Source organism: Pseudomonas sp. SCPG-7 (genome assembly GCF_002156405.1).
In the GTDB taxonomy this organism is placed as follows: Bacteria; Pseudomonadota; Gammaproteobacteria; order Pseudomonadales; family Pseudomonadaceae; genus Aquipseudomonas; species Aquipseudomonas parakoreensis.
In genome coordinates this window covers 37,802-61,048 of record NZ_MVOO01000024.1, presented here as the reverse complement: position 1 = coordinate 61,048, position 23,247 = coordinate 37,802, and the positions used below count along the sequence as shown (strand labels likewise).

Annotated in this window: 16 protein-coding genes; 5 read left to right on the top strand and 11 right to left on the bottom strand. The window is 61.7% G+C overall.

Going from position 1 to position 23,247, the window contains the following annotated elements; translation table 11 throughout:
* Positions 1–110: 110 nt before the first annotated feature.
* The 4 genes from B1722_RS26805 to B1722_RS26790 form a co-directional block, all read right to left on the bottom strand.
* Entirely contained in the window at positions 111–1,781 is a 1,671-nt protein-coding gene (locus B1722_RS26805; protein ID WP_086794917.1) for a bifunctional protein-serine/threonine kinase/phosphatase, read from the bottom strand.
* A gap of 7 nt (positions 1,782–1,788) precedes the next feature.
* Entirely contained in the window at positions 1,789–3,000 is a 1,212-nt protein-coding gene (locus B1722_RS26800; RefSeq protein WP_041067749.1) for a NarK/NasA family nitrate transporter, read from the bottom strand.
* A gap of 302 nt (positions 3,001–3,302) precedes the next feature.
* Positions 3,303–3,878, bottom strand: a complete 576-nt coding sequence (locus B1722_RS26795; protein WP_086794916.1) for an ANTAR domain-containing response regulator — start codon at positions 3,876–3,878, stop codon at positions 3,303–3,305.
* A 15-nt stretch (positions 3,879–3,893) separates the two neighbouring features.
* Complete coding sequence (locus B1722_RS26790; protein ID WP_086794915.1) at positions 3,894–5,105, bottom strand: CmpA/NrtA family ABC transporter substrate-binding protein; 1,212 nt, start codon at positions 5,103–5,105, stop codon at positions 3,894–3,896.
* A 223-nt stretch (positions 5,106–5,328) separates the two neighbouring features.
* On the opposite strand from B1722_RS26790, the gene B1722_RS26785 reads away from it, so the two are divergent.
* Positions 5,329–6,351: a quinone-dependent dihydroorotate dehydrogenase gene (locus B1722_RS26785; protein ID WP_041067757.1), complete on the top strand. Its 1,023-nt coding sequence runs from the start codon at positions 5,329–5,331 to the stop codon at positions 6,349–6,351.
* Positions 6,352–6,599: 248 nt separating this feature from the next.
* On the opposite strand, the gene rmf is transcribed toward B1722_RS26785, so the two are convergent.
* Positions 6,600–6,815, bottom strand: coding sequence for a ribosome modulation factor (gene rmf / locus B1722_RS26780; protein ID WP_003223300.1), 216 nt, complete (start codon positions 6,813–6,815; stop codon positions 6,600–6,602).
* A 532-nt stretch (positions 6,816–7,347) separates the two neighbouring features.
* On the opposite strand from rmf, the gene rlmKL reads away from it, so the two are divergent.
* Complete coding sequence (gene rlmKL / locus B1722_RS26775; RefSeq protein WP_086794914.1) at positions 7,348–9,618, top strand: bifunctional 23S rRNA (guanine(2069)-N(7))-methyltransferase RlmK/23S rRNA (guanine(2445)-N(2))-methyltransferase RlmL; 2,271 nt, start codon at positions 7,348–7,350, stop codon at positions 9,616–9,618.
* A gap of 147 nt (positions 9,619–9,765) precedes the next feature.
* Complete coding sequence (locus tag B1722_RS26770) at positions 9,766–12,153, top strand: diguanylate cyclase (RefSeq protein WP_086794913.1); 2,388 nt, start codon at positions 9,766–9,768, stop codon at positions 12,151–12,153.
* Between the two features lie 137 nt (positions 12,154–12,290).
* On the opposite strand, the gene dacB is transcribed toward B1722_RS26770, so the two are convergent.
* Positions 12,291–13,751: a D-alanyl-D-alanine carboxypeptidase/D-alanyl-D-alanine-endopeptidase gene (dacB, locus tag B1722_RS26765; RefSeq protein WP_086794912.1), complete on the bottom strand. Its 1,461-nt coding sequence runs from the start codon at positions 13,749–13,751 to the stop codon at positions 12,291–12,293.
* 234 nt (positions 13,752–13,985) lie between these two features.
* On the opposite strand from dacB, the gene B1722_RS26760 reads away from it, so the two are divergent.
* Positions 13,986–14,330 (top strand): YggL family protein, encoded by a 345-nt coding sequence (locus B1722_RS26760; RefSeq protein WP_003223308.1) that lies wholly within the window; start codon positions 13,986–13,988, stop codon positions 14,328–14,330.
* A 128-nt stretch (positions 14,331–14,458) separates the two neighbouring features.
* Here B1722_RS26760 and B1722_RS26755 read toward each other — a convergent pair whose 3' ends face one another.
* Entirely contained in the window at positions 14,459–15,649 is a 1,191-nt protein-coding gene (locus tag B1722_RS26755) for a benzoate/H(+) symporter BenE family transporter (RefSeq protein ID WP_086794911.1), read from the bottom strand.
* 410 nt (positions 15,650–16,059) lie between these two features.
* Between B1722_RS26755 and B1722_RS26745 the strand changes: the two genes are divergently transcribed.
* Positions 16,060–16,824 carry a GntR family transcriptional regulator gene (locus B1722_RS26745; RefSeq protein WP_007961054.1) on the top strand — a complete coding sequence of 255 codons (765 nt, stop codon included), beginning with the start codon at positions 16,060–16,062 and terminating at the stop codon, positions 16,822–16,824.
* 182 nt (positions 16,825–17,006) lie between these two features.
* Here B1722_RS26745 and guaD read toward each other — a convergent pair whose 3' ends face one another.
* The 4 genes from guaD to xdhA form a co-directional block, all read right to left on the bottom strand.
* Complete coding sequence (gene guaD, locus B1722_RS26740; protein WP_041067772.1) at positions 17,007–18,311, bottom strand: guanine deaminase; 1,305 nt, start codon at positions 18,309–18,311, stop codon at positions 17,007–17,009.
* Between the two features lie 13 nt (positions 18,312–18,324).
* A complete protein-coding gene (gene xdhC / locus B1722_RS26735) occupies positions 18,325–19,182 on the bottom strand; it encodes a xanthine dehydrogenase accessory protein XdhC (protein ID WP_086794910.1) in 858 nt (285 codons plus the stop codon).
* A 142-nt stretch (positions 19,183–19,324) separates the two neighbouring features.
* On the bottom strand, positions 19,325–21,724 hold the full coding sequence (gene xdhB, locus B1722_RS26730) for a xanthine dehydrogenase molybdopterin binding subunit (protein WP_086794909.1): 2,400 nt from the start codon (positions 21,722–21,724) through the stop codon (positions 19,325–19,327).
* Complete coding sequence (gene xdhA / locus B1722_RS26725; protein WP_086794908.1) at positions 21,717–23,171, bottom strand: xanthine dehydrogenase small subunit; 1,455 nt, start codon at positions 23,169–23,171, stop codon at positions 21,717–21,719. Before xdhA ends, xdhB begins: the two co-directional genes overlap by 8 nt.
* Between the last annotated feature and the right edge of the window lie 76 nt (positions 23,172–23,247).

Here is a 23,247-nt window from a genome sequence, read left to right as displayed (position 1 = left end):
AGTTTGAGATTCTAGGGTTGCTGAGCAACATAGAATCTCCCACAGTGGATCGGTGTCGTTCACAAATCCCCTGTGGGAGCGAGCCTGCTCGCGAAGGGCGCGACGCGGTCTCAGCCGTGAAACAACACAACCAGCAGCACCAGATTCCCCAGCAGGGCCAACAACGCCAGCGTTCGCCAGACCTTCAACGGCTCACGCTCCAGCAAAGGCCTGGGTCGCACACTCAAACTGCGCCGCTCACCTTGTTCCAGCACCAGCAACCATTCTTCAGCCGTTTCAAAGCGTTGTTGCGGATCGGCAGCCACGCCTCGCTCCAGACTCTGCGCAAGCCATTCCGGCATGTCCGGGCGGTAGCGACCGGCACTCACCGGCACACCGAAGCGCGGCCGTTGAAAGGCTTCGATTTCGCCATAGGGAAAATGCCCAGTGAGCAGGAAATACAAGGTCACGCCCACCGCGTACAGATCCTGTTGCGCACTCGGTGGCTCGCCGCGAAACGCTTCCGGGGCGATATAACTCGGGGTTCCCGGCAGCGTTGACGGTGCGTCTTCGGACAGACCGGGGCAATACGCCAGACCGAAATCCAGCAGGCGCAACTCGCCGTCGTCGCCCAGGTGCAGATTCTCCGGTTTGATGTCGCGGTGCAGAATCTGCCGTCGATGCAGAAGGCCCACCGCCCGCAGCAGACGCTCGGCAATGTCCTGCCACTGTGCCAACGGTAACGGGCTGCTGTGTTGAAACAGCCGCGCCAGGGTCATCCCGGAATATTCGCGCATCACGTAGTACAAATGCTGACGCTGAGTGCCGCTGTGGACTTCAGGAAAATGCCGCCCGGCGACACGCCTGAGGAACCATTCTTCCGACAACAAGGCCTGCCCGGCCTGAGGATCATCGGCCAGCCGTGGCGGCAGGGTTTTCAACAACCAGCTCCGACCTTGCCCGTCCAGCACGCGATACAGCAGCGATTGCTGGCTCTGAGCGACAACGTTCTGCACCTGCCAGCCTTCGAACATCTGCGCGGTTTTCAACGCTGGCGGCAGTGGCCATTGCTGTAGGTGAATCAGCGCATCGCCAATGCTCGCCTCACCGAGCGCATCGACCCGCACCAGCAGTGCACTGGCGTTGTCCTGACTGCCGGCCAGATGCGCGGCGTTGACCAGCGTGTGTGCGGCGCTGTCGAGATCCGGTTGATCGCGCAGGATCGCTGCAATCGCGGTATCGCCCACAGTCGACCACACGCCGTCGCTGAGCAGCACGAAACATTCACCCTCGCGCAACTCGCCGTCGAGAAAGTCCAGCACCAGATGCTGATCCAGCCCCAGCGCACGCTTGAGCACGTGCTGCATGCCCGGCTGCTCCCAGACATGATCCTGCGATATCCGCTGCAAAGCGTCGGCGTGCCAGCGATAGACCCGACAATCGCCGACGTGGGCCAGTGTGAAACGCTGGCCGCGCAGGATGAGCGCGCTGACGGTGGTGAGCAGTGGCTGTCCGCCGCCGTTGGCCTGTAACCAGCGGTTTTGTGCGAGCAGCAGGCGATCCAGTGCCTGGGCCACGCTCCAGGTTTGCGGCGTGGCGTAGTAGTCCAGCGCCAGTGCTTGCAGGGTCGAGCGTGCGGCCAGGCCGCCGTCGGCGCACTGGCTGACCCCATCGGCAATGGCGACCAGATAGCCTTTGCTCGCGGCCAGCGCCGGGGCGGGTGTCACCAGGCGCAGGGCGTCCTGGTTTTCCGCGCGCGGTCCGGTGGCGCTGGCCTGGGCAAAGCTCAGTTGCAGGGGCATTGCCGCCTCACACGCGCGCAGCAGTGACCGCCGCCGAACCCCAGGTGGTTCTCCAGCGCCGCTTGACCCCGTGCAGGCCGAACCACGCCAGCACGCCGAGGCTGGCGAACAACCACAGCGCCAGTTGATAGCTGCCGGTGCTTTGCTTGATCGCGCCCATGCCGGCCGCCAGGGCAAAGCCGCCGATGCCACCGGCCATGCCGATCAGTCCGGTCATCACGCCGATCTCCAGACGGAAGCGTTGCGGCACCAACTGGAATACCGCGCCATTGCCGGCGCCGAGCCCGAGCATGGTGCAGACGAACAGCGCCAGGGCGGCGTAGGAACTGGGCAGGTTGAAACCGACGGCGGCGATGCAGATCGCCGCCACGGTGTACATCGCCAGCAAGGTGCGGATGCCGCCGAAGCGATCCGCCAACGCGCCGCCCAGCGGACGCATCAGGCTGCCACCGAACACGCAGGCAGCGGTGTAGTAACCCGCCGTGACAGGACTCAGACCGTATTGGTCGTTGAAGTAGCCGGGCAGGGCGCTGGCCAGGCCGATGAAGCCGCCGAAGGTCACGCTGTAGAAAAACATGAACCACCAACTGTCGCGGTCGCCGAGGGCCTTGAAGTAGTCGGCCATGGCTTTGGCCTTGGGCCGCTGCGGGGCGTTTTTCGCCAGCCAGGCGAACAGCACCAGCGTCAGGATCAACGGAATCAGGGCAAAACCGAACACGTTGCTCCAGCCGAACGACGCGGCCAGCACCGGGGCTATCAGCGCGGCGAACACGGTGCCGGAGTTACCGGCGCCAGCGATGCCCATCGCCTTGCCTTGATGTTGTGGCGGATACCATTGCGAGGCCAGCGGCAGGGCCACAGCAAACGAGGCACCGGCCATGCCGAGGAACAGCCCCAGCAGCAGCGCCTGTTCATAACTGTGGATGCCGAGTTTCCACGCGCCGAACAACGCGCAGATCACTATCACCTGACCGATCAGGCCAGCGGTTTTCGGCGACAGACGATCGGCCAGCATGCCCATCACAAAGCGCAGCACCGCGCCGGCGAGAATCGGTGTCGCCACCACCAGACCGCGTTGTTGGGTGCTCAGGTGCAGGTCGGCGGCGATCTGCACCGCCAACGGGCCGAGCAGGTACCAGACCATGAAGCTCAGGTCGAAATACAGGAACGCTGCGAACAGGGTCGGGGTGTGGCCGGATTTCCAAAAGCTTGAATTCATCGCGCACCTCAGCTGAAAAGAGTCTCGAAAGGAGTCACAGCAGGTGGCGCGCCGCCACGGCCGCACCACCGGCCCCGGGCTGTGGGGCCAAAACGCAAAAACGCCGCTACCTGGTTCGCCGATGGGGCGAGCGGGGTGAGCGACGTCTTTGTCGTGGGTGGGGCAACCGCCGTTGGTTACCTGTGCTGAATGCTTAGCCAGATTTGTGCCAAGGATCAAAAGATCGCAGCCTTCGGCAGCTCCTACAGGAAATTGCGTGCCTTTGTAGGAGCTGCCGAAGGCTGCGATCTTTTGCTCTTCAATCAGCCGAGCAACTCACTCATGGCAATGATTTGCTCCGCCACCTGAATCAGTTTCTGCTGGCGGCTCATGGCTTGGCGGCGCATCAGGGTGTAGGCCTCTTCTTCGTTGCAGTCCTTCATCTTCATCAGCAGCCCTTTGGCCAGCTCGATGCGTTTGCGCTCGGCCAGTTGCTGGTCGCGGGCCAGCAGTTGCGCACGCAAGGCTTGATCGCTTTCGAAGCGGGCCATGGCCACATCCAGAATCGGCTGCAGGCGCTGGGCGTGGATGCCTTCGACGATGTAGGCGCTGACCCCGGACTTGATCGCCTGACGCATCACCCCCGGGTCGTGTTCGTCGGTGAACATCACGATCGGTCGGGGCTGGTCACGGCTGACCAGCACCACTTGCTCCATCACATCGCGGCCCGGTGACTCGGTATCGATCAGGATCACGTCCGGGCGCACCGTTTCGACGCGGGCCGGCAGGTCGATGATCAGGCCGGACTCATCGATGACCTCGAAACCCGCCTCGATCAGCGCGGCTTTCAGGCGCCCGACTTTTTTCGCGGTGTCGTTGATCAGCAGAATGCGCAGCATATTGGCGGTCTCCTGTCAGCGGCGGGCGAGCAGAGGAGCGGCGTCGCTCAGGGCGTGCAGCTTGAAACTGCGGGCGTATGCGGCCGGATCGCTGCCGTCCCAGACTTTGCCATCGAGCAACTGGCTGCTGCGCATCTCCTTGCCCCACGCGGCGACACCGACGGCGGTGGCGGCTTCGCGGTAGATGTCCAGTTGCTGAACCTGGCGGGCCACCGCGAGGTAGTCGGGATCCTCGCGCAACAGGCCCCAGCGGCGGAATTGGGTCATGAACCACATGCCGTCGGACAGGTACGGCAGATTTACCTCGCCGTTGCTGTGAAAACGCAAGGCGTGCGGATCCTGCCAGCGATTGCCGAGGCCGTCGGCGTAATCACCGAGAAAACGCGGTTCGATGCAGGACAGCGGGGCGTCGAGGTATTCCGGGGCGCTCAGCAACTGCGCGGTGCTGCGGCGGTTTTCCGCGCTTTGTTCAATGAAGCGGCTGGCCTCGAGAATCGCCATTACCAGCGCCCGGGCGCTGTTGGGGTATTGCTCGACGAACGCGCGGGTGCAGCCGAGGACTTTCTCCGGATGATCGGGCCAGATGCTCTGGCTGGTCGCCAGGGTGAACCCCAGATCCTGTTGCACGGCAGCCGCCGCCCACGGCTCACCGACGCAGAAACCATCGATGCGCCCGGCTTGCAGGTGCGCGACCATTTGCGGTGGCGGCACCACCACGCTGTCGACGTCCTGCAACGGATGAATGCCCTGACTCGCCAGCCAGTAATACAGCCACATCGCGTGGGTACCGGTGGGAAAAGTCTGGGCGAAGGTCAGTTTTGCGCGGGTTTGGTGCGCGTGCCGATCCAGCGCTTCAGGACTGGTCACGCCCAGTTGCTGCAAACCGTGGGACAGGTTGAGGCTCTGGCCATTCTGGTTCAGCCCCATCAGCACCGCCATGTCACTCGGCGCCACGCCGCCGATGCCCAGATGCACCGCGTAAATCAGCCCGTACAGGCTGTGGGCGACATCCAGTTCACCGCTGACCAGTTTGTCGCGCAACGTCGCCCAGGACGCCTGGCGCTTGAGGTTGATTGTCAGGCCGTAAGGCTGGGCAAAGCCTTGCGTGGCGGCCACGACCACCGAGGCGCAATCGCTCAGGGCCATGTAGCCGAGGTTGATCACACTCTTTTCCGGGGCATCACTGCCGTTGACCCAGGCCAGCGGCCCTACGGACGAATCACTCATATAAAGCCACCTTGAAAAAAAACGCCGTCCCAGTTTTTGCTCAGGCAAAACCTGCGAACGACGCCATTGTCCGTGCCCGCCCGCCGTCATTGGCCTGGGGGCTGATAACCCTGAAAGTGCAAGGCATATGCCAGTCAGGCTGATTTGCCTGTGCGCCTCGCGCCGGGGGGCGATGCCCGGCTATAATCGCCGCCTCTTTTCGCCGCCCGAGTCATCGCCGCCCATGTACACCCTGGCCCGTCAGCTGTTGTTCAAACTTTCCCCGGAAACCTCCCACGATCTGTCGCTGGATCTGATCGGCGCGGGTGGGCGTTTGGGCCTCAACGGCATGCTGTGCAAGAAGCCGGCGAACCTGCCGGTGACGGTCATGGGCCTGGACTTCCCGAATCCGGTGGGTCTGGCGGCCGGTCTGGACAAGAATGGCGCGGCCATCGACGGTTTCTCGCAACTGGGTTTCGGCTTTGTCGAAATCGGCACCGTGACCCCGCGTCCGCAACCGGGCAACCCGAAACCACGGATCTTCCGCCTGCCGGAGGCCGAGGCGATCATCAATCGCATGGGCTTCAACAACCTCGGTGTGGATAACCTGCTGGCGCGGGTCGCTGCAGCCAAATACAAGGGCGTGCTGGGGATCAACATCGGCAAGAACTTCGACACTCCGGTCGAACGCGCCGTGGATGACTACCTGATTTGCCTGGACAAGGTGTATGCCCACGCCAGCTATGTCACGGTCAACGTCAGCTCGCCCAATACCCCGGGCCTGCGCAGCCTGCAGTTCGGTGATTCGCTCAAGCAGTTGCTGGCGGACTTGGCCACGCGCCGTGCCGAACTGGCCCTGCGTCACGGCAAACATGTACCGCTGGCGATCAAGATCGCTCCGGACATGACCGACGAAGAAACCGCGCAAGTGGCTCAGGCGCTGATCGAAACCGGAATGGACGCAGTGATCGCCACCAACACCACCCTGAGTCGCGTCGGCGTCGAAGGCATGGAGCACGGTGACGAGGCGGGCGGTTTGTCCGGCGCCCCGGTGCGCGACAAGAGCACGCATACCGTGAAGGTGTTGGCTGAGGAGCTGGGTGGTCGGTTGCCGATCATTGCGGCGGGTGGCATCACTGAAGGCAAACATGCGGCCGAGAAAATCATGGCGGGTGCGAGTCTGGTGCAGATTTACTCGGGCTTCATCTACAAAGGCCCGGCCTTGATTCGTGAATCGGTCGACGCGATTGCCGCGCTGCGCAAATAACCCAGGCTGACCCGGTCAATGTAGGAGCTGCCGAAGGCTGCGATCTTTTGAAGTTGTTTTTTAATATCAAAAGCAAGATCAAAAGATCGCAGCCTTCGGCAGCTCCTACATGAGATGTGTGTCATTTCAGGCAAGCATAAAAAAGGGCTCCTCGAAGGAGCCCCTGGGCCGTAGCCCGCCGTCCGGGAAGGACGTGCATGGTAAGTCGCTAGAAATTCAGATTGTCGTGTTGCAATAAGTGCCCTGTGTCAGCCGACGGCGTGAAGTTCGTTGAGTCTGTGGATCCCCGCAGTGCCGGTCATACCGTCCCAGTTGTCGCCGCGTCCTTCTCGCCAGCCGTTGATCCAGGCTTGACGTACCGACGGTAGAGTAAATGGGCAAAGCTCGCGGGATTTGCCACCAACGCCATATTGATATCCGCGCAAAAATGCTCTTTCCAACGGATCACGCTTAAGTCTTCTCATAGGGTGTTTCCCTCACTTGTTGACTGTTTTCGTCGCGTTGACCTCAATCGAGGTCTGGCAGAAAAAACTCTGCCGTTGGGCGGCTCGCTGCCGGCGTGGCGAGCCAAGGTGTTGACGCCGTTGCGACGTCAACCTGTGGTCAGTTCTAACCAATGAGTCACAGCGAGGGAATGATCGTTTTGTCATAAGGACGTAACGAAAGTAGTGCTACAGCCATAAGTAACGACGGGTTTCATGAAGGTTTCTGCAGCAAACCCCGGTATGATCGGCCCCGCGCTGGATGATGGGGTTAATCCTTTAGTGAGAATGACCCACGTTTGCGCTTGGGTAATATGCGACGAAGGGTCGCTTTAAGACTTTTTGTTTCATCAACTTTTTTATCTGTCCCGGCATCTAAGCTCTTTTAACCCGAGCAGCGGGGATGGAACGGCACACCTTCGTGCCACGCGGGCGTTCTTTTGGAAAAGCGCCTGATTGAAAACCGGATCGGCAATGCGTTGCCGGTTCACTAGCCAAAGGCTCTGGAAATACCATGTCCGATCGTTTCGAACTCTTCCTCACTTGCCCCAAAGGCCTTGAAGGCCTGCTCATCGAGGAAGCCGTCGGGCTTGGCCTTGAAGAGGCCCGCGAGCACACCTCCGCCGTGCGTGGCATGGCGACCATGGAGACCGCTTATCGCCTGTGCCTGTGGTCGCGTCTGGCCAACCGGGTGCTGCTGGTGCTCAAGCGCTTCCCGATGAAAGACGCTGAAGACCTGTACCACGGCGTGCTTGACGTCGAGTGGCAGGATCACATGCTCGCCGACGGCACTCTGGCTGTTGAATTCAGCGGCCACGGCTCGGGCATCGACAACACCCACTTCGGCGCGCTGAAAGTCAAAGATGCCATCGTCGACAAACTGCGTACCCCGCAAGGCGACCGTCCGTCGATCGACAAGCTCAACCCGGATCTGCGCATTCACCTGCGCCTGGATCGCGGCGAAGCGATTCTGTCCCTCGACCTGTCCGGTCACAGCCTGCACCAGCGTGGCTACCGCCTGCAGCAGGGCGCGGCGCCGTTGAAGGAAAACCTCGCGGCAGCGATCCTGATCCGTTCCGGCTGGCCGCGCATTGCGGCCGAAGGCGGCGCGCTGGCTGACCCGATGTGCGGTGTCGGTACGTTCCTAGTCGAAGCCGGGATGATCGCCGCCGACATGGCGCCGAACCTGCGCCGTGAGCAGTGGGGCTTCACCGCCTGGCTGGGGCACGTTCCGGCGCTGTGGAAAAAACTCCATGAAGAAGCCGTCGAGCGTGCCGCTGCCGGTCTGGCCAAGCCGCCGCTGTGGATTCGCGGTTACGAAGCCGACCCGCGCCTGATTCAACCGGGTCGCAACAACGTCGAGCGTGCCGGTCTGAGCGAGTGGATCAAGATCTATCAGGGCGAAGTCGCGACCTTCGAGCCGCGTCCGGACCAGAACCAGAAAGGTCTGGTGATCTGCAACCCGCCGTACGGCGAGCGTCTGGGCGACGAAGCCAGCCTGCTTTACCTCTATCAGAACCTTGGCGAGCGCCTGCGTCAGGCCTGCCTGAACTGGGAAGCGGCGGTGTTCACCGGCGCGCCGGATCTGGGCAAGCGCATGGGCATTCGCAGCCACAAACAGTATTCGTTCTGGAACGGCGCGTTGCCGTGCAAACTGCTGTTGATCAAAGTGCTGCCGGATCAGTTCGTCACCGGCGAGCGGCGGACCCCGGAACAGCGTCAGGCCGAGCGTGAGCAAGCCGCTTACGATCAAACCCCGAACGAGCCGCAAGAGCGCAAGTTCAACAAGAACGGCAACCCGATCAAACCGACGCCAGCCCCGGCCCCGGTGATCGAGCAGCCGCGGCTGAGCGAAGGCGGGCAGATGTTTGCCAACCGCCTGCAGAAAAATCTCAAGGCGATGAGCAAGTGGGTCAAGCGCGAAGGCATCGACTGCTACCGCGTCTACGATGCCGACATGCCGGAATACGCCATGGCCATCGACCTGTATCACGACTGGGTGCACGTGCAGGAATACGCGGCGCCGAAATCGATCGACCCGGAAAAGGCCTCGGCGCGTATGTTCGACGCCCTGGCCGCGATCCCGCAGGCGCTGAACGTCGACAAGAGCCGCGTGGTGGTCAAACGCCGCGAGCGCCAGAGCGGCACCAAGCAATACGAGCGTCAGGCCGCGCAAGGCAAGTTCAATGAGGTCAATGAAGGCGGCGTCAAGCTGCTGGTGAACCTCACCGACTACCTCGACACAGGGCTGTTCCTCGATCACCGGCCCATGCGCATGCGCATTCAGAAAGAGGCGGCCGGCAAACGCTTCCTCAATCTGTTCTGCTACACCGCGACGGCCAGTGTGCACGCGGCCAAGGGCGGTGCGCGCAGCACCACCAGCGTCGACCTGTCGAAGACTTACCTCGACTGGGCGCGGCGCAACCTGTCGCTGAACGGCTTCTCCGACAAGAACCGTCTGGAGCAGGGCGACGTGATGGCGTGGCTGGAAAGCAGCCGCGACGAATACGACCTGATCTTCATCGACCCGCCGACCTTCTCCAACTCCAAGCGCATGGAAGGCATCTTTGACGTGCAGCGTGACCAGGTGCAGTTGATCGACCTGGCCATGGCGCGCCTGGCTCCGGGCGGCGTGCTGTACTTCTCCAACAACTTCCGCAAGTTCCAGCTGGAGGAGAACCTCGCCGAGCGTTACGCAGTCGAGGAAATCAGCGCGCAGACCATTGATCCGGATTTCGCCCGCAATACCAAGATTCACCGCGCCTGGAAAATCACGGCGCGTTGACACTTGCCGTGGTTGGATCCACAGAGCCTTGATTTTTAAAGGCTCTTGGATCCGATCAGCGCTAGCCAAATTAATGGCTAATAGCTATAACTCAACGCATGGCCAATGGGGTTTTCCCCCGAAACAATGGCGTCGTGAGTTGCCCCTATGTCGTTGCACCCCGTGCGCCCAAAGATTCTGGGTTTTATCAGTGAAGACGTCTCGGCCTGGCTGGTCGCGATACTGGTATTGCTCGCCGGCGGGATTCTCACGGGGCTGCTCGCCTGGGCCACCCTCAATCAGTTTCACCATCAACTGCGCCAACGCTTTCAGCTGCTGGCCAATGAGCGTTACAGCCGCATCGAAGAACGTTTCCAGGATCAGGAACAGCGTCTCGACGGCCTGCGCCGTTTCTTCGCCAACTCCGATTCGGTTTCGCGCAGCGAATTTGACGGCTATGCCAAACCGCTTCTGTTACGCACCCAGGCCTATTCCTATGCGCCGCGGGTCAGCCGTGCCGAGCGTCCGGCGATCGAACAAGCGGTGCGTAGCGAAGGGTTCAGCACCTTCACCTTTCGCGAGTTGAATGCTGACGGCCAGTTGCAGACCGCCGGTGATCGTCCCGAATACGTTCCGGTGATCTACACCCAGAGCCAGAGCCGCTTGCCCACCCCGCTGGGCTATGACCTGCTGGCACAACCGTTGCGCCGGGCGACGCTGGAACGCGCCGACCGCAGCGGGCACATGGCGGTGTCGCAGCCGCTGCATCTGGTGGGGATTGATCCGGCCTATGCCCGGGGCGTCTTGCTGCTGGCGCCGGTCACCGAGGAGGGCGCGGCGAAAGGTTCTGCGCAAGGGTACGTGATGGCGGTGATCAGCATGCAGCAGTTGCTGGCCGACGGACTGCCGGAGGAAACCCAGGATTTCCTCACGGTGCGTATTCTCGACCTGTCCACCGACGATCAGCATGAAGTGCTCTACGAGTCCGCCAACAAGGCCGGGGCCAGCGACCTGTCCGCCACACGCTTGGTTCGCATGGCCGACCATGATTATCAAGTGGACATTCAGCCCAGCGAGGCATTTTTACAGGCCAACCATTCTTCCATCAGCAGCCTGGTGGTGCTGGGCGCGCTGCTGAGCCTGTTGCTCAGCGCGTTGCTGTATGTGCTGGTCAGTCAACGCCAGCGCGCCCTGCGCATGGTCGAACTGCGCACGCAGGAGCTGCACGCCCGCGAGCAGGAGTTGCGCGGCACCCACGGTCAGTTGCGCGGCGTGCTGAATGCCGCGACCCAGGTGGCGATCATTGCCACGGATCTGCGCGGGGTGATCAACACCTTCAACCCCGGCGCGGAACAGATGCTCGGCTACAGCAGCACCGATGTGGTCGGGCACATGACCCTGGAAAACCTGCATCTGCCGCGAGAGCTGGCCGCGCGTTCCGCTGAGTTGAGTGTGCGTTACGGCAAGAGCATTCCGACCTGCCACGCGATGTTGGTCGAGGGCGGTGAAGTGGGCGGTCACGAGGCGCGCGAATGGACGCTGGTACGCAGCGACGGCAGTTATCTGCCGGTGAACATGCTCGCCACCCCGGTACTGGATGAGCAGGGATTGTGGGTCGGGCATCTGGCGATCTGCATCGACATCACCGAACGCAAGCGCGTGCACGAAGCACTGGCGGCGCGCGATGTATTGCTGAAAAAACTCAGTGCTCATGTGCCCGGCGGCATCTACCAGTTCAAGATGGAGTTCGACGGGCGTTTCAGCGTGATTTATGCCAGCGACGGCATCCGCGAGATCTACGAGCTGGAGCCCGACGTGCTGCTGCTCAATGCCGAGGCGATTTTCACCCGCATTCATCCGCAGGACGTCTCGCGAGTGCGCAGCTCGATCCGCGCTTCGGCGGACAGCCTCAGCCCATGGCGCGAGGAATACCGCGTGCAGTTGCCCGAGCGTGGCCTGCGCTGGGTGCGCGGCGAGGCGACGCCGGAGGAACTGCCGGGCGGCGGCGTGCTGTGGCACGGCTACATCTCGGACATTTCCGATTTGAAACGGGTGGAAGAGGAACTGCGGGCGCTGTCGGTCACCGACTCGCTGACCGGCATCCACAACCGCCGCTACTTCCAGGAGCGCTTGACCACCGAAATGGCCCGGGTCGAGCGCGGCGGCGGTGAGCTGTCGGTGATCATGCTCGACATCGACCACTTCAAACGCATCAACGACCAGTACGGCCATGCCGTAGGCGACCGGGTGCTGCAGGCGGTGTGCGAGCGCATCGGCCATCGTTTACGGCGGACTGATGTGTTCTGTCGTCTCGGTGGTGAAGAGTTCATGGTGCTGTGCCCAGACATCGACGGCGAGCATGCGTACATGCTGGCGGTGGAGTTGTGGCAAGGCCTGCGCAGTGCGCCGGTGGATGTGGTCGGGGTGGTGACGGCCAGTTTCGGCATCGCCAGCTGGCGTCCGGGGGAAGGCGCGGATGCGCTGCTGCTGCGGGCGGATTCCGGGGTGTATGCGGCGAAGCAGGGCGGGCGCGATCGGGTGGAGCAGATGAGCTGAGATTCAATACACCACAATCCTTTGGGAGCTGGCTTGCCAGTGATAGGGGCGTTTCAGTCAGCATCTTCGGTGGCTGACATTCCGCTATCGCTGGCAAGCCAGCTCCCACAGGGTTTGGTGGTGTTCGCAGTATCGTATTACAGCGCCGAAGCGGTCTGCGGCAGGCGCGGCTGCTTGTACAGATCCAGCAGCACCTGATCCAGCACCGACGACGCGCCGAACGGGGCTTTGTCGTTGAGGATCGCCACCACCGCCCAGGTATTGCCGTTGACGTCGCGGCTGAAGCCGGCGATGGCGCGCACGGTGTTCAGGGTGCCGGTCTTGACGTGGGCTTCGCCGCGCATCGCGGTGGTCTTTAGGCGTTTACGCATGGTGCCGTCGGTGCCGGCAATCGGCAGCGAGCTGATGTACTCGGCAGCGTATGGGCTGTGCCAGGCGGCTTGCAGCATGTTGGCCATCTCGCGGGCGCTGACGCGTTCGGCGCGCGACAGCCCGGAGCCGTTTTCCATCACCAGGTGCGGCGCGGTGATGCCTTTCTTCGCCAGCCACTGGCGGACTACGCGTTGTGCGGCCTTGGCGTCGTCACCGTCGGCTTCGTTGCGGTACTTCTGACCGAGGCTCAGGAACAGCTGCTGGGCCATGGTGTTGTTACTGTATTTGTTGATGTCGCGGATGATTTCCGCCAGATCCGGCGAGTAGGCGCGGGCCAGCAGCTTGGCGCTGCTCGGGGTCGCGGCGAGGCGATCCTTGCCCTGGATGCTGCCGCCCAGTTCTTTCCAGATCGCGCGCACGGCGCCAGCGGTGTAGGTCGCGTGGTCGAGCAGCGACAGGTAAGTCTGCGAGCTGCAGCCATCGCCCAACTGGCCGGCGACGGTCACGGTCACGCTGCCATCAGGCTGGGTCACCGGGTTGTAGCGCACGCCACCGGTGCACTGCTTGGAGTTGAGCGCCTTGACCGTGTTTTCGATGCGCACGCTGGCAATCGGCGGTTCCACCGAGATCAGCACCCGGCCACCGTCATTGCGCGCGACGAAGCGCAGGGCCTTGAGGTTGACCAGCAGCGAGTCGGGTTTGACCAGGAACGGTTTGTTCTCGTCGTTGCCGTCGTCGTTGAATTCCGGCAGTTGTGGCTGGATGAAGAAGCTGCGGTCGAGGATCAGGTCGCCGGTGACCTGGGTCACGCCGTTGGCGCGCAGGTCGCGCATCAGCAGCCAGAGTTTTTCCATGTTCAGTTTCGGATCGCCGCCACCCTTGAGGTACAGGTTGCCATTGAGGATGCCGCCGCTCAGGTCGCCATCAGTGTAGAACTCGGTTTTCCACTGATGGTTGGGGCCGAGCATTTCCAGCGAGGCGTAGGTGGTGACCAGTTTCATGGTCGAGGCCGGGTTGACCGAGACGTCGGCGTTGTACACGGTCGGATTGCCCGGGCCGTCGAGCGGGATCATCACCAGCGACAGCGCGGTCGGCTGCAGTTTGCTGGCCTTGAGGGCTTTTTCGACGTTGGGGGTGAGGGCGGTGTTGATGGTGGCAGCGGCAACCGGCAGGGCCAGTGGCAGAAGAAGGCCGGCAAGAAACAGAGGACGCAACGATTTGATCATATGAAATAAAACCCTGCAAAAGAGGGGAAAAATAACGAGGGCATGGATGAAAAAGCCCTCAGTGGTCATGAAAGTGTCGGCATTATGCCCCAAGGTGTAACAGCTTGTGCCTTGCCCGGGGCGGCCATTTCGTTATTTTTTTACAGGCGGTCGGCCATAGCGCCCAGAGAGTCGGGCAATTGACGGCTTAAACTGGTAAAGTGCCGGCCGTTATTACTTAAGAGGATTGTTCCAATGGCGACTAACCGTTCCCAGCGTCTGCGCAAAAAACTGTGCGTTGATGAATTTCAAGAGCTGGGTTTCGAACTGAACCTGGACTTCAAAGAAGACTTGTCCGAAGAAGCCATTGACGCTTTCCTCGAAGCATTCATCAAAGAAGCCATGGAAGCCAACGGTCTGGGTTATGTTGGCGGCGATGACTTCGGTCTGGTTTGCCTGCAGAAGCGTGGCTCGGTCAACGAAGAGCAGCGCGCTGCCGTTGAAGCCTGGCTGAAAAACCGTAGCGAACTGACCGGCATGACCGTCAGCCCGCTGCTGGACGTCTGGTATCCGGAAAAGCCGATCAACGCGGCCAAGTGATACTGAAAAAAACGGCGACCTTCGGGTCGCCGTTTTTTTGCAAGATCAAAAGATCGCAGCCTGCGGCAGCTCCTACATCGGGATATGCGTTTCCCTGTAGGAGCTGCCGAAGGCTGCGATCTTTTGCTTTAAGCTTTACGCCAGTTGAGTATCAGCAAGGTCAGCACCCCCGCCACAATCCCCCAGAACGCCGAACCGATGGAAAACAGCGTCAACCCCGACGCCGTGACCATGAACGTGATCAGCGCCGCCTCGCGTTCTTTCACCTCGGTCATGGCAATGCTCAAACCGTTGATGATTGAACCGAACAGCGCCAGCGCGGCAATCGACAGCACCAGCTCTTTCGGCAGCGCGGCAAACAGCGCCGCCAATGTCGCGCCGAACACCCCGGCAATCCCGTAGAAAATCCCGCACCAGACCGCGGCGGTGTAGCGTTTGTTGCGATCTTCATGGGCGTGCGGCCCGGTGCAGATGGCTGCGCTGATCGCCGCGAGGTTGATGCCGTGGGAGCTGAACGGCGCCAGCAACAGCGAGGCGATGCCGGTGGTGGTGATCAGTGGCGAGGCCGGGACGTTGTAGCCGTCGGCGCGCAGCACGGCGATGCCGGGCATGTTCTGCGAGGTCATCGCCACCACGAACAGCGGAATGCCGATGCTGATGGTCGCGGCCAGCGAAAAGTGCGGCGTGGTCCAGACTGGCGTCGCCACTTCCAGATGAAAGCCGCTGAAATCCAGCAGCCCCATGAAGCCCGACAGCGCGGTGCCGATCAGCAATGCAGCGAGCACCGCGTAACGCGGCGACAGGCGCTTGACCAGCAGATAGGTGAAAAACATCCCCAGCACCAGCCCGGTACGGTGTTGTGCGGCGACGAAGATTTCGCTGCCGATCTTGAACAGAATCCCCGCCAGCAAGGCCGCCGCCAGCGATGCCGGGATTTTTTTCACCAAGCGTTCGAAGCTGCCGGTCAGCCCGCAAATGGTCACCAGCACCGCGCAAGTGATGTAGGCGCCGATGGCCTCACCGTAGCTGACGCCGCCCAGACTGGTGATCAGCAGGGCTGCACCGGGGGTCGACCAGGCGATGGTGATCGGTGTGCGATAGCGCAGCGACAAGCCGATCGAGCACACCGCCATGCCGATCGAGATCGCCCAGATCCACGAGGAAATCTGTCCGCTGCTCAGGCCCGCCGCTTGCCCGGCCTGGAACATCAGCACCAGCGAACTGGTGTAGCCGGTCATCATCGCGATGAAACCGGCGACGATCGCCGAGGGCGAAGTGTCGGCGAGGGGGCGCAGGCGGGTGTAGGTGGCGTCGTTCATGACGGCGGTGTTCCTTCTTATGGAAAGCAGTGAATCCAGCAGGTTTGTGTGCGTGCTCGGTTTTTTGTGGCGAGGGAGCTTGCTCCCGCTGGGCAGCGAAGCTGTCCCAATATGGGCGACGCGATATTTCAACCCACTTGTGTCGCCTTGGTTTACGACTGCGGCGCAGCCGAGCGGGAGCAAGCTCCCTCGCCACAATGTTAGGTATGGCGGCGGTTTTGATGTTTAAGCCTAAACTCAATCGTAACGGATCGTTGCAATACAGCCGTGGTCACAAACAGCCATACAGTCGTGTTGCCACCATCCATTGTGTACAATCGCGCTGTTTTTTACGCGATACTTGCCAGCGACCTACTGTGCCGTATTACAGTCACGGTCTATTCGCCGCAGTTCTCCCGACTCGAGTGCCCATGAACGAACAGTTGCAACCCCTCAAGAAACAACCGCGAGCAGGCAAAGCCGGCCGCAGCGGAACCCAGGACGATATTGTCTACGCGCATATCTTCGAGGCCATCCTCGAACAGCGTCTGGCGCCCGGCACAAAATTGAGCGAAGAAGCGCTGGGGGAAATCTTCGGGGTCAGCCGCACCATCATTCGCCGCGCGCTGTCGCGTCTGGCCCATGAAGGCGTGGTGCTGTTGCGGCCGAACCGTGGCGCCGTCGTCGCCAGCCCGAGCGTAGAAGAAGCGCGCCAGGTGTTCATGGCCCGCCGTCTGGTGGAGCGCGCGATCACCGAACTGGCCGTGCAGCACGCCACCGCCGAGCAGATCGCCGAACTGCGCCAGATGGTCAACGACGAGCGTGACAGCTTCTCCCGTGGCGATCGTGGTGCCGGTATCCGTCTGTCCGGCGAATTCCACCTGAAACTGGCCGAAGCGGCGAAGAACGCGCCACTGATCAGCTTCCAGCGCAGCCTGGTCTCGCAGACCTCGCTGATCATCGCCCAGTACGAAAGCGGCAACCGCTCGCATTGCTCCTACGACGAGCACACCCAGTTGATCGACGCCATCGAAGCGCGCAACGGTGAGCTGGCGGTGGACCTGATGATGCACCACATGGACCACATCGACAGCAAGCTCAACCTCGATGAGGAAAGTGCGTCGGATGACCTGCATGCGGTGTTCTCGCATCTGTTGCAGACCAAGAAGCCTGGGCGCCCGGCGGCCAAGCTTTGAGCTGACACCGAGTCGCCCCAATCGCTGGCAAGCCAGCTCCCACAGGGATTTGTGGTGTTCACCGAATCTGCGATACACCGGAAAACCTGTGGGAGCTGGCTTGCCAGCGATAGCAATCTGACAGGCAACAAAAATCCCCCAGGCTGAAAAGCGCTGGGGGATTTTTTATGCCTTGAAAAAACTCAGCGCTGATGCACCAAAGCTCCCGCCGCATACGTCTGCTGCACCGTGCGGTCATCCCCGAGCGTCATCAGCACAAACAACGTCTCGGCAATGTTGTTGGCCTGTTTCAGGCGATAGCTCAGCAGCGGCGTGGCGTTGTAGTCGAGTACCAGGAAGTCCGCATCAGAACCCGGTTGCAGGTTGCCGATCTTGTCTTCCAGGCGCAGTGCCCGCGCACCGCCGAGGGTCGCCAGGTACAGCGACTTGAACGGACTCAACCGCGCACCCTGCAACTGCATGACTTTGTAAGCTTCGTTCAGGGTTTGCAGCAGCGAGAAACTGGTACCGCCGCCGACGTCAGTGCCCAGACCGACATTCAGCTTGTGCTTCTCGGCCATCGGCAGATTGAACAGGCCACTGCCGAGGAAGAAGTTCGAGGTCGGGCAGAACGAGATCGCCGAGCCGGTTTCCGCCAGACGCGCGCATTCGTCATCGCACAGGTGCACGCCATGGGCGAATACCGAGCGCTCGCCGAGCAACTGGTAGTGATCGTAGACGTCCAGATAGCCCTTGCGCTCCGGGAACAGTTCCTTGACCCACTCGATTTCCTTGAGGTTCTCGCTGATGTGGGTCTGCATGTACAGATCCGGGTATTCGGTCAGCAGTTGGCCGGCGAGGGTCAGTTGTTCCGGGGTGCTGGTCGGGGCGAAGCGCGGGGTAACCGCGTAATGCAGGCGGCCCTTGCCGTGCCAGCGCTCGATCAGCGCCTTGCTCTCGACGTAGCTCGATTCGGCGGTGTCGGTCAGATAGTCCGGCGCGTTGCGGTCCATCATCACCTTGCCGGCGATCATCCGCAGGTCGAGCTTCTCGGCGGCCTCGAAAAACGAATTCACCGACTGCGGATGCACGCTGCCGAACACCAGCGCAGTGGTGGTACCGTTGCGCAGCAGCTCCTTGATGAAGATATCGGCCACGTCGTCGGCGTGGGCCTTGTCACCGAACTGGCTTTCGCACGGGAAGGTGTAAGTGTTGAGCCAGTCCAGCAGTTGCTCGCCGTAGGCCCCGACCATGCCGGTTTGCGGCAGGTGGATGTGGGTGTCGATGAAGCCCGGGGTAATCAGCGCGTCCTGATAGTGGGTGATCTCGATGTCCGCCGGCAGTGTCGGCAGCAGTTCGCTGGCGTGGCCGAGGGCGCTGATCTTGCCGCCATCGACCACCAGCAGGCCGTCCTCGAAATATTCGTAGGAGGCTTCGATCCCGACCTCGGCGGGGTCGGCGATGCTGTGCAAGATGGCGGCGCGGTAGGCTTTGCGAGTCAGAGGCATGAGGGTTCTCTAATCAGTTTGAGGCTTTGAGTGTGGCGGCCTGACTGCGCCGGGAAACCGGCAGCAGTTTGGCAATCGGTTCGGCGCTGGCGCTGTGCTGGCCGAAATTGGCGTTATAGGTGGCGATGATTTCGCCGGCGATGGAGATGGCGATTTCCACAGGCAGTTTGCCTTTGACTTCGCCGATGCCCATCGGGCAGCGCATGCGTTGCACGACGCCACTGTCGAAACCGCGATCACGCAGGCGATGTTCGAATTTGACGCGTTTGGTCTTCGAACCGATCAGGCCGAAGTAAGCGAAATCGTTGCGCTTGAGGATCGTGGCAGTGAGTTCCAGGTCGAGCTGATGGTTGTGGGTCATGACGATGCAATAGCTGCCGGCGGGCAAATCGTCGATTTCATCCACAGGCTCTTCGGCGACGATTTTACGCACGCCGTGGGGGATCTGTTCGGGGAATTCCTCATCCCGCGAATCGATCCAGCGTACCCGGCACGGCAGGCTGGCGAGTAACGGCACCAACGCGCGGCCAACATGCCCGGCGCCGAACACCGCGATCTGCGCCTGCACCTGGCCCATCGGTTCGAACAGCAACACGGTCGCGCCACCGCAGCACTGGCCGAGGCTGGCGCCGAGGCTGAAGCGCTCCAGATGGGTGTCCTGCTTGCCGCTGGCGAGCATCTCGCGGGCGATCTGCATGGCTTTGTATTCCAGGTGCCCGCCACCGATGGTGTCGAAGGTCTGTTTGGCGCTGACGACCATTTTCGAGCCGGCATTGCGCGGGGTCGAGCCGAGTTCTTCGATGATCGTCACCAGAACACAGGGTTCGCCCTGGTTCTGCAGGTCGGCGAGGGCGTCGATCCAGTTGTACATATGTCACCCCTACAACATCGTTGTCTGTTCAGGCCTCATCGCTGGCAAGCCAGCTCCCACAGGTTTGTGGTGTACCGCAAATCCTGAAATCACCACAGATCACTGTGGGAGCTGGCTTGCCAGCGATTGGCCGCGCCTCGGTCTAGAGCGGAGCCAACTCGGTTTCAGCTTCGACCGCTTTCACAGTCTTGAGCTGGCGCATCTGCTCACACCCCCACAGCACCCGCTCCGGGGTCGCCGGCGCATCGATCTGCGGTTGATGCTTATAGTCACCGAGGCTCGCCACCGCGTCCTTGATCGCGCACCACGCGGCAATCCCGAGCATGAACGGCGGCTCACCCACGGCCTTGGAATGGAACACTGTGTCTTCCGGGTTCTTGCGGTTTTCCACCAGTTTCACCCGCAGGTCCAGCGGCATGTCCGCCACGGCAGGGATCTTGTAGCTGGCCGGGCCGTTGGTCATCAGCTTGCCCTTGTTGTTCCAGACCAGCTCTTCCATGGTCAGCCAGCCCATGCCCTGAATGAAACCGCCCTCGACCTGACCGATGTCGATGGCCGGGTTCAGCGAGGCACCGACGTCGTGGAGGATGTCGGTACGCAGCATCTTGTACTCGCCGGTCAGGGTGTCGACGATCACTTCGCAGCACGCCGCGCCGAAGGCGAAGTAGTAGAACGGCCGGCCCCGGGCCTGGCTGCGGTCGTAGTAGATTTTCGGGGTCTTGTAGAAGCCGGTGCTCGACAGCGAGACCTGATTGAAATACGCCAGTTGGATCAGCGCCTCAAAGGTCATGATGTGGTCACGCACGCGCACATGGCCGTTGTGGAATTCCACGTCTTCTTCGCTGACCTTGTAGTGCCGTGCGGCGAATTCCACCAGCCGCTGCTTGATGATCTCGGCGGCGTTCTGCGCGGCCTTGCCGTTGAGGTCAGCGCCGCTGGAGGCCGCAGTCGGCGAGGTGTTCGGCACTTTGTCGGTGTTGGTCGCGGTGATCTGCACCCGATCCATTTCCACCTGGAACACTTCGGCCACCACCTGCGCGACTTTGGTGTTGAGGCCTTGGCCCATTTCCGTGCCGCCGTGGTTCAAGTGGATGCTGCCGTCGGTGTAGACGTGGATCAGCGCGCCGGCCTGGTTGAGGAAACTGGCGGTGAAGGAAATGCCGAATTTCACCGGGGTCAGCGCCAGGCCTTTTTTCAGGATCGGGCTGTTGGCGTTGTAGCGGCGGATTGCCTCGCGGCGCTCGGCGTACTGGCTGCTTTCTTCCAGTTCGGCGGTCATCTCTTCGAGCATGTTGTGCTCGACGGTCTGGTAATAGTGAGTGACGTTGCGCTCGGTCTTGCCGTAGTAGTTAGCCTTGCGCACGGCCAGTGGATCGAGGTTGAGATGGCGGGCAATCGCGTCCATCACTTCTTCGATGGCGACCATCCCTTGCGGGCCGCCGAAACCACGGTAAGCAGTGTTCGACGCGGTGTTGGTCTTGCAGCGGTGACCGTTGATGGTCGCGTCGCCGAGGTAATAAGAGTTGTCCGAGTGGAACATCGCCCGGTCAACGATCGAGGCGGACAGGTCCGGCGAGCAGCCGCAGTTGCCGGCCAGGTCCATGGCGATGCCGTGCAGGCGCCCGGTGCTGTCGAAACCGACGTCGTACTCGACGTAGAACGGGTGGCGCTTGCCGGTCATAAGCATGTCTTCGACCCGTGGCAGGCGCATCTTGGTCGGCTGGCCGGTGAGGTGCGCGATCACCGCGCACAGGCACGCCGGGCTGGCGGCCTGGGTTTCCTTGCCGCCGAAACCACCGCCCATGCGGCGCATGTCGACGACGATCTTGTTCATCGACACGTCGAGCACTTCGGCCACCAGTTTCTGCACTTCGGTGGGGTTCTGCGTCGAGCAGTAGACGATCATGCCGCCGTCTTCGGTGGGCATTACCGAGGAGATCTGCGTCTCCAGATAAAAGTGTTCCTGGCCGCCGATGTGCAGCGTGCCTTGAATGCGGTGTTCAGCGGTGGCCAATGCCGAAGCCGAATCGCCACGCTGATGGGTGTGGCTGTCGAGCACGAAGTGGCGTTTGCGCAGGGCCTCGACCACGTCCAGCACCGGCTCCAGATCTTCGTACTCGATGATCGCCGCCATGGCCGCTTTGCGTGCGGTTTCCAGGTCTTTCGCGGCCACGGCCAGTACCGGTTGCCCGACGAACTGCACGTCATCGATCGCCAGCAGCGGATCGCCCGGCAGCAGCGGACCGATGTCTTTCAGGCCCGGCACGTCTTCGTGGGTGATCGCAATGCGCACGCCTTCGAAGGCGTAGCAGGGCTTGGTGTCGATGCTGATGATCTTCGCGTGGGCGCGGTCCGACAGCCGTGCGTACACGTGCAGCTGATTGGGGAATTCCAGGCGATCATCGATGTACTGCGCTTCACCGGACACATGCTTGGCGGCGCTGTCGTGCTTGACGCTGCGGCCGACGCCGGTGGTCAGGTCCCTGGCGAACAGTTCCGCCAGTTCGGCTTGAGTCTTCTCTACGGCGTGATGGTTAGACATAAGCGGTCACCCGAGTCTCGATGTGCGGTGTTTGCAGTTCGATGAAGTATTTGCGCAGCAGGTTCTGCGCGCTGAGCAGGCGATATTCCTTGCTGGCGCGGAAGTCCGAGAGCGGCGTGAAGTCTTCGGCCAGTGCGGCGCAGGCGCGTTCGATCACAGCGTTGTTGAACGGCTGGCCGAGCAGTACGGCTTCGCAATGCGCGGCGCGTTTGGGGATCGCGGCCATGCCGCCGAACGCCACGCGTGCGTCAGTGATCACGCCGTTTTCGACGCGCAGATTGAAGGCGGCGCAGACGGCGGAAATGTCATCGTCCAGACGCTTGGAGACCTTGTAGGCGCGGAAACGCTGCTCGGCCGTGGCGCGCGGGACGATGATCTTCTCGATGAACTCGCTTTCCTGACGGGCGGTGACCTTGTAGTCGATGAAGTAATCTTCCAGGTTCAGCGTGCGCCGGGTTTCACCTTTGCACAGCACCACCTGCGCGCCGAGGGCGATCAGCAGCGGTGGCGAATCACCAATCGGCGAGGCGTTGCCGATGTTGCCGCCGAGGGTGCCCTGGTTGCGGATCTGCAGCGAGGCGAAGCGGTGCAGCAGTTCGCCAAAGTCCGGATATTCGGCAGTCAGCGCTTCGTAGCAATCGGAGAGGGCGGTGGCGGCGCCGATTTCGAGGCGGTCATCGAAGCTTTCGATGCGCTTCATTTCGGCGACGTTGCCGACGTAGATCATCACCGGCAGGGTGCGGTGAAACTGGGTGACTTCCAGCGCCAGATCGGTGCCGCCGGCCAGCAGTCGCGCTTGTGGGTAAGCGTCATACAGATCGGCCAGATCGGCGACGGTCAGCGGCACCAGGCAACGCTTGTCGCCACTGTTGAGTTCACCGATATCGGTCGGGGCGATGGCTTTGAGGCGGGCGATGGTCTCGGCTTCGCGGGCGTCGAACTGGTCCGGTTGCTTGCCACAGCAGGATTGCTCGGCGGCGGCGAGGATCGGCCGGTAGCCGGTGCAGCGGCAGAGGTTGCCGGCCAGCGCTTCGTGCGCCTTGGCCGGATCCGGTGCATCGCTGTTCTTTTGCAGGGCGAACAGCGACATGACGAAACCGGGGGTGCAGAAGCCGCACTGCGAGCCGTGGCACTCGACCATGGCTTTCTGCACGCTGTGCAGTTCGCCCTGGTGCTTGAGGTCTTCGACGCTGATCAGTTGTTTGCCGTGCAGCGACGACACAAAGGTCAGGCACGAGTTGAGGCTGCGATAGCGAATGTGTTCGCGGCCGGCGTCATCGGTTTGCAACTCGCCGACTACTACGGTGCAGGCGCCACAGTCGCCGCTGGCGCAGCCTTCTTTGGTGCCGGATTTGCCTACATGCTCACGCAGGTAATTGAGCACGGTCAGATTCGGGTCCAGGGCGTGCTCGCTACGGAGTTCCTGGTTAAGTAAAAACTGGATCACGGAAGGCCTCGCAGACTCATTATTGTTGTTAACCGACGTGAGCCGAATTTAGCAGGTCTGACTTTTCGGTCAATGG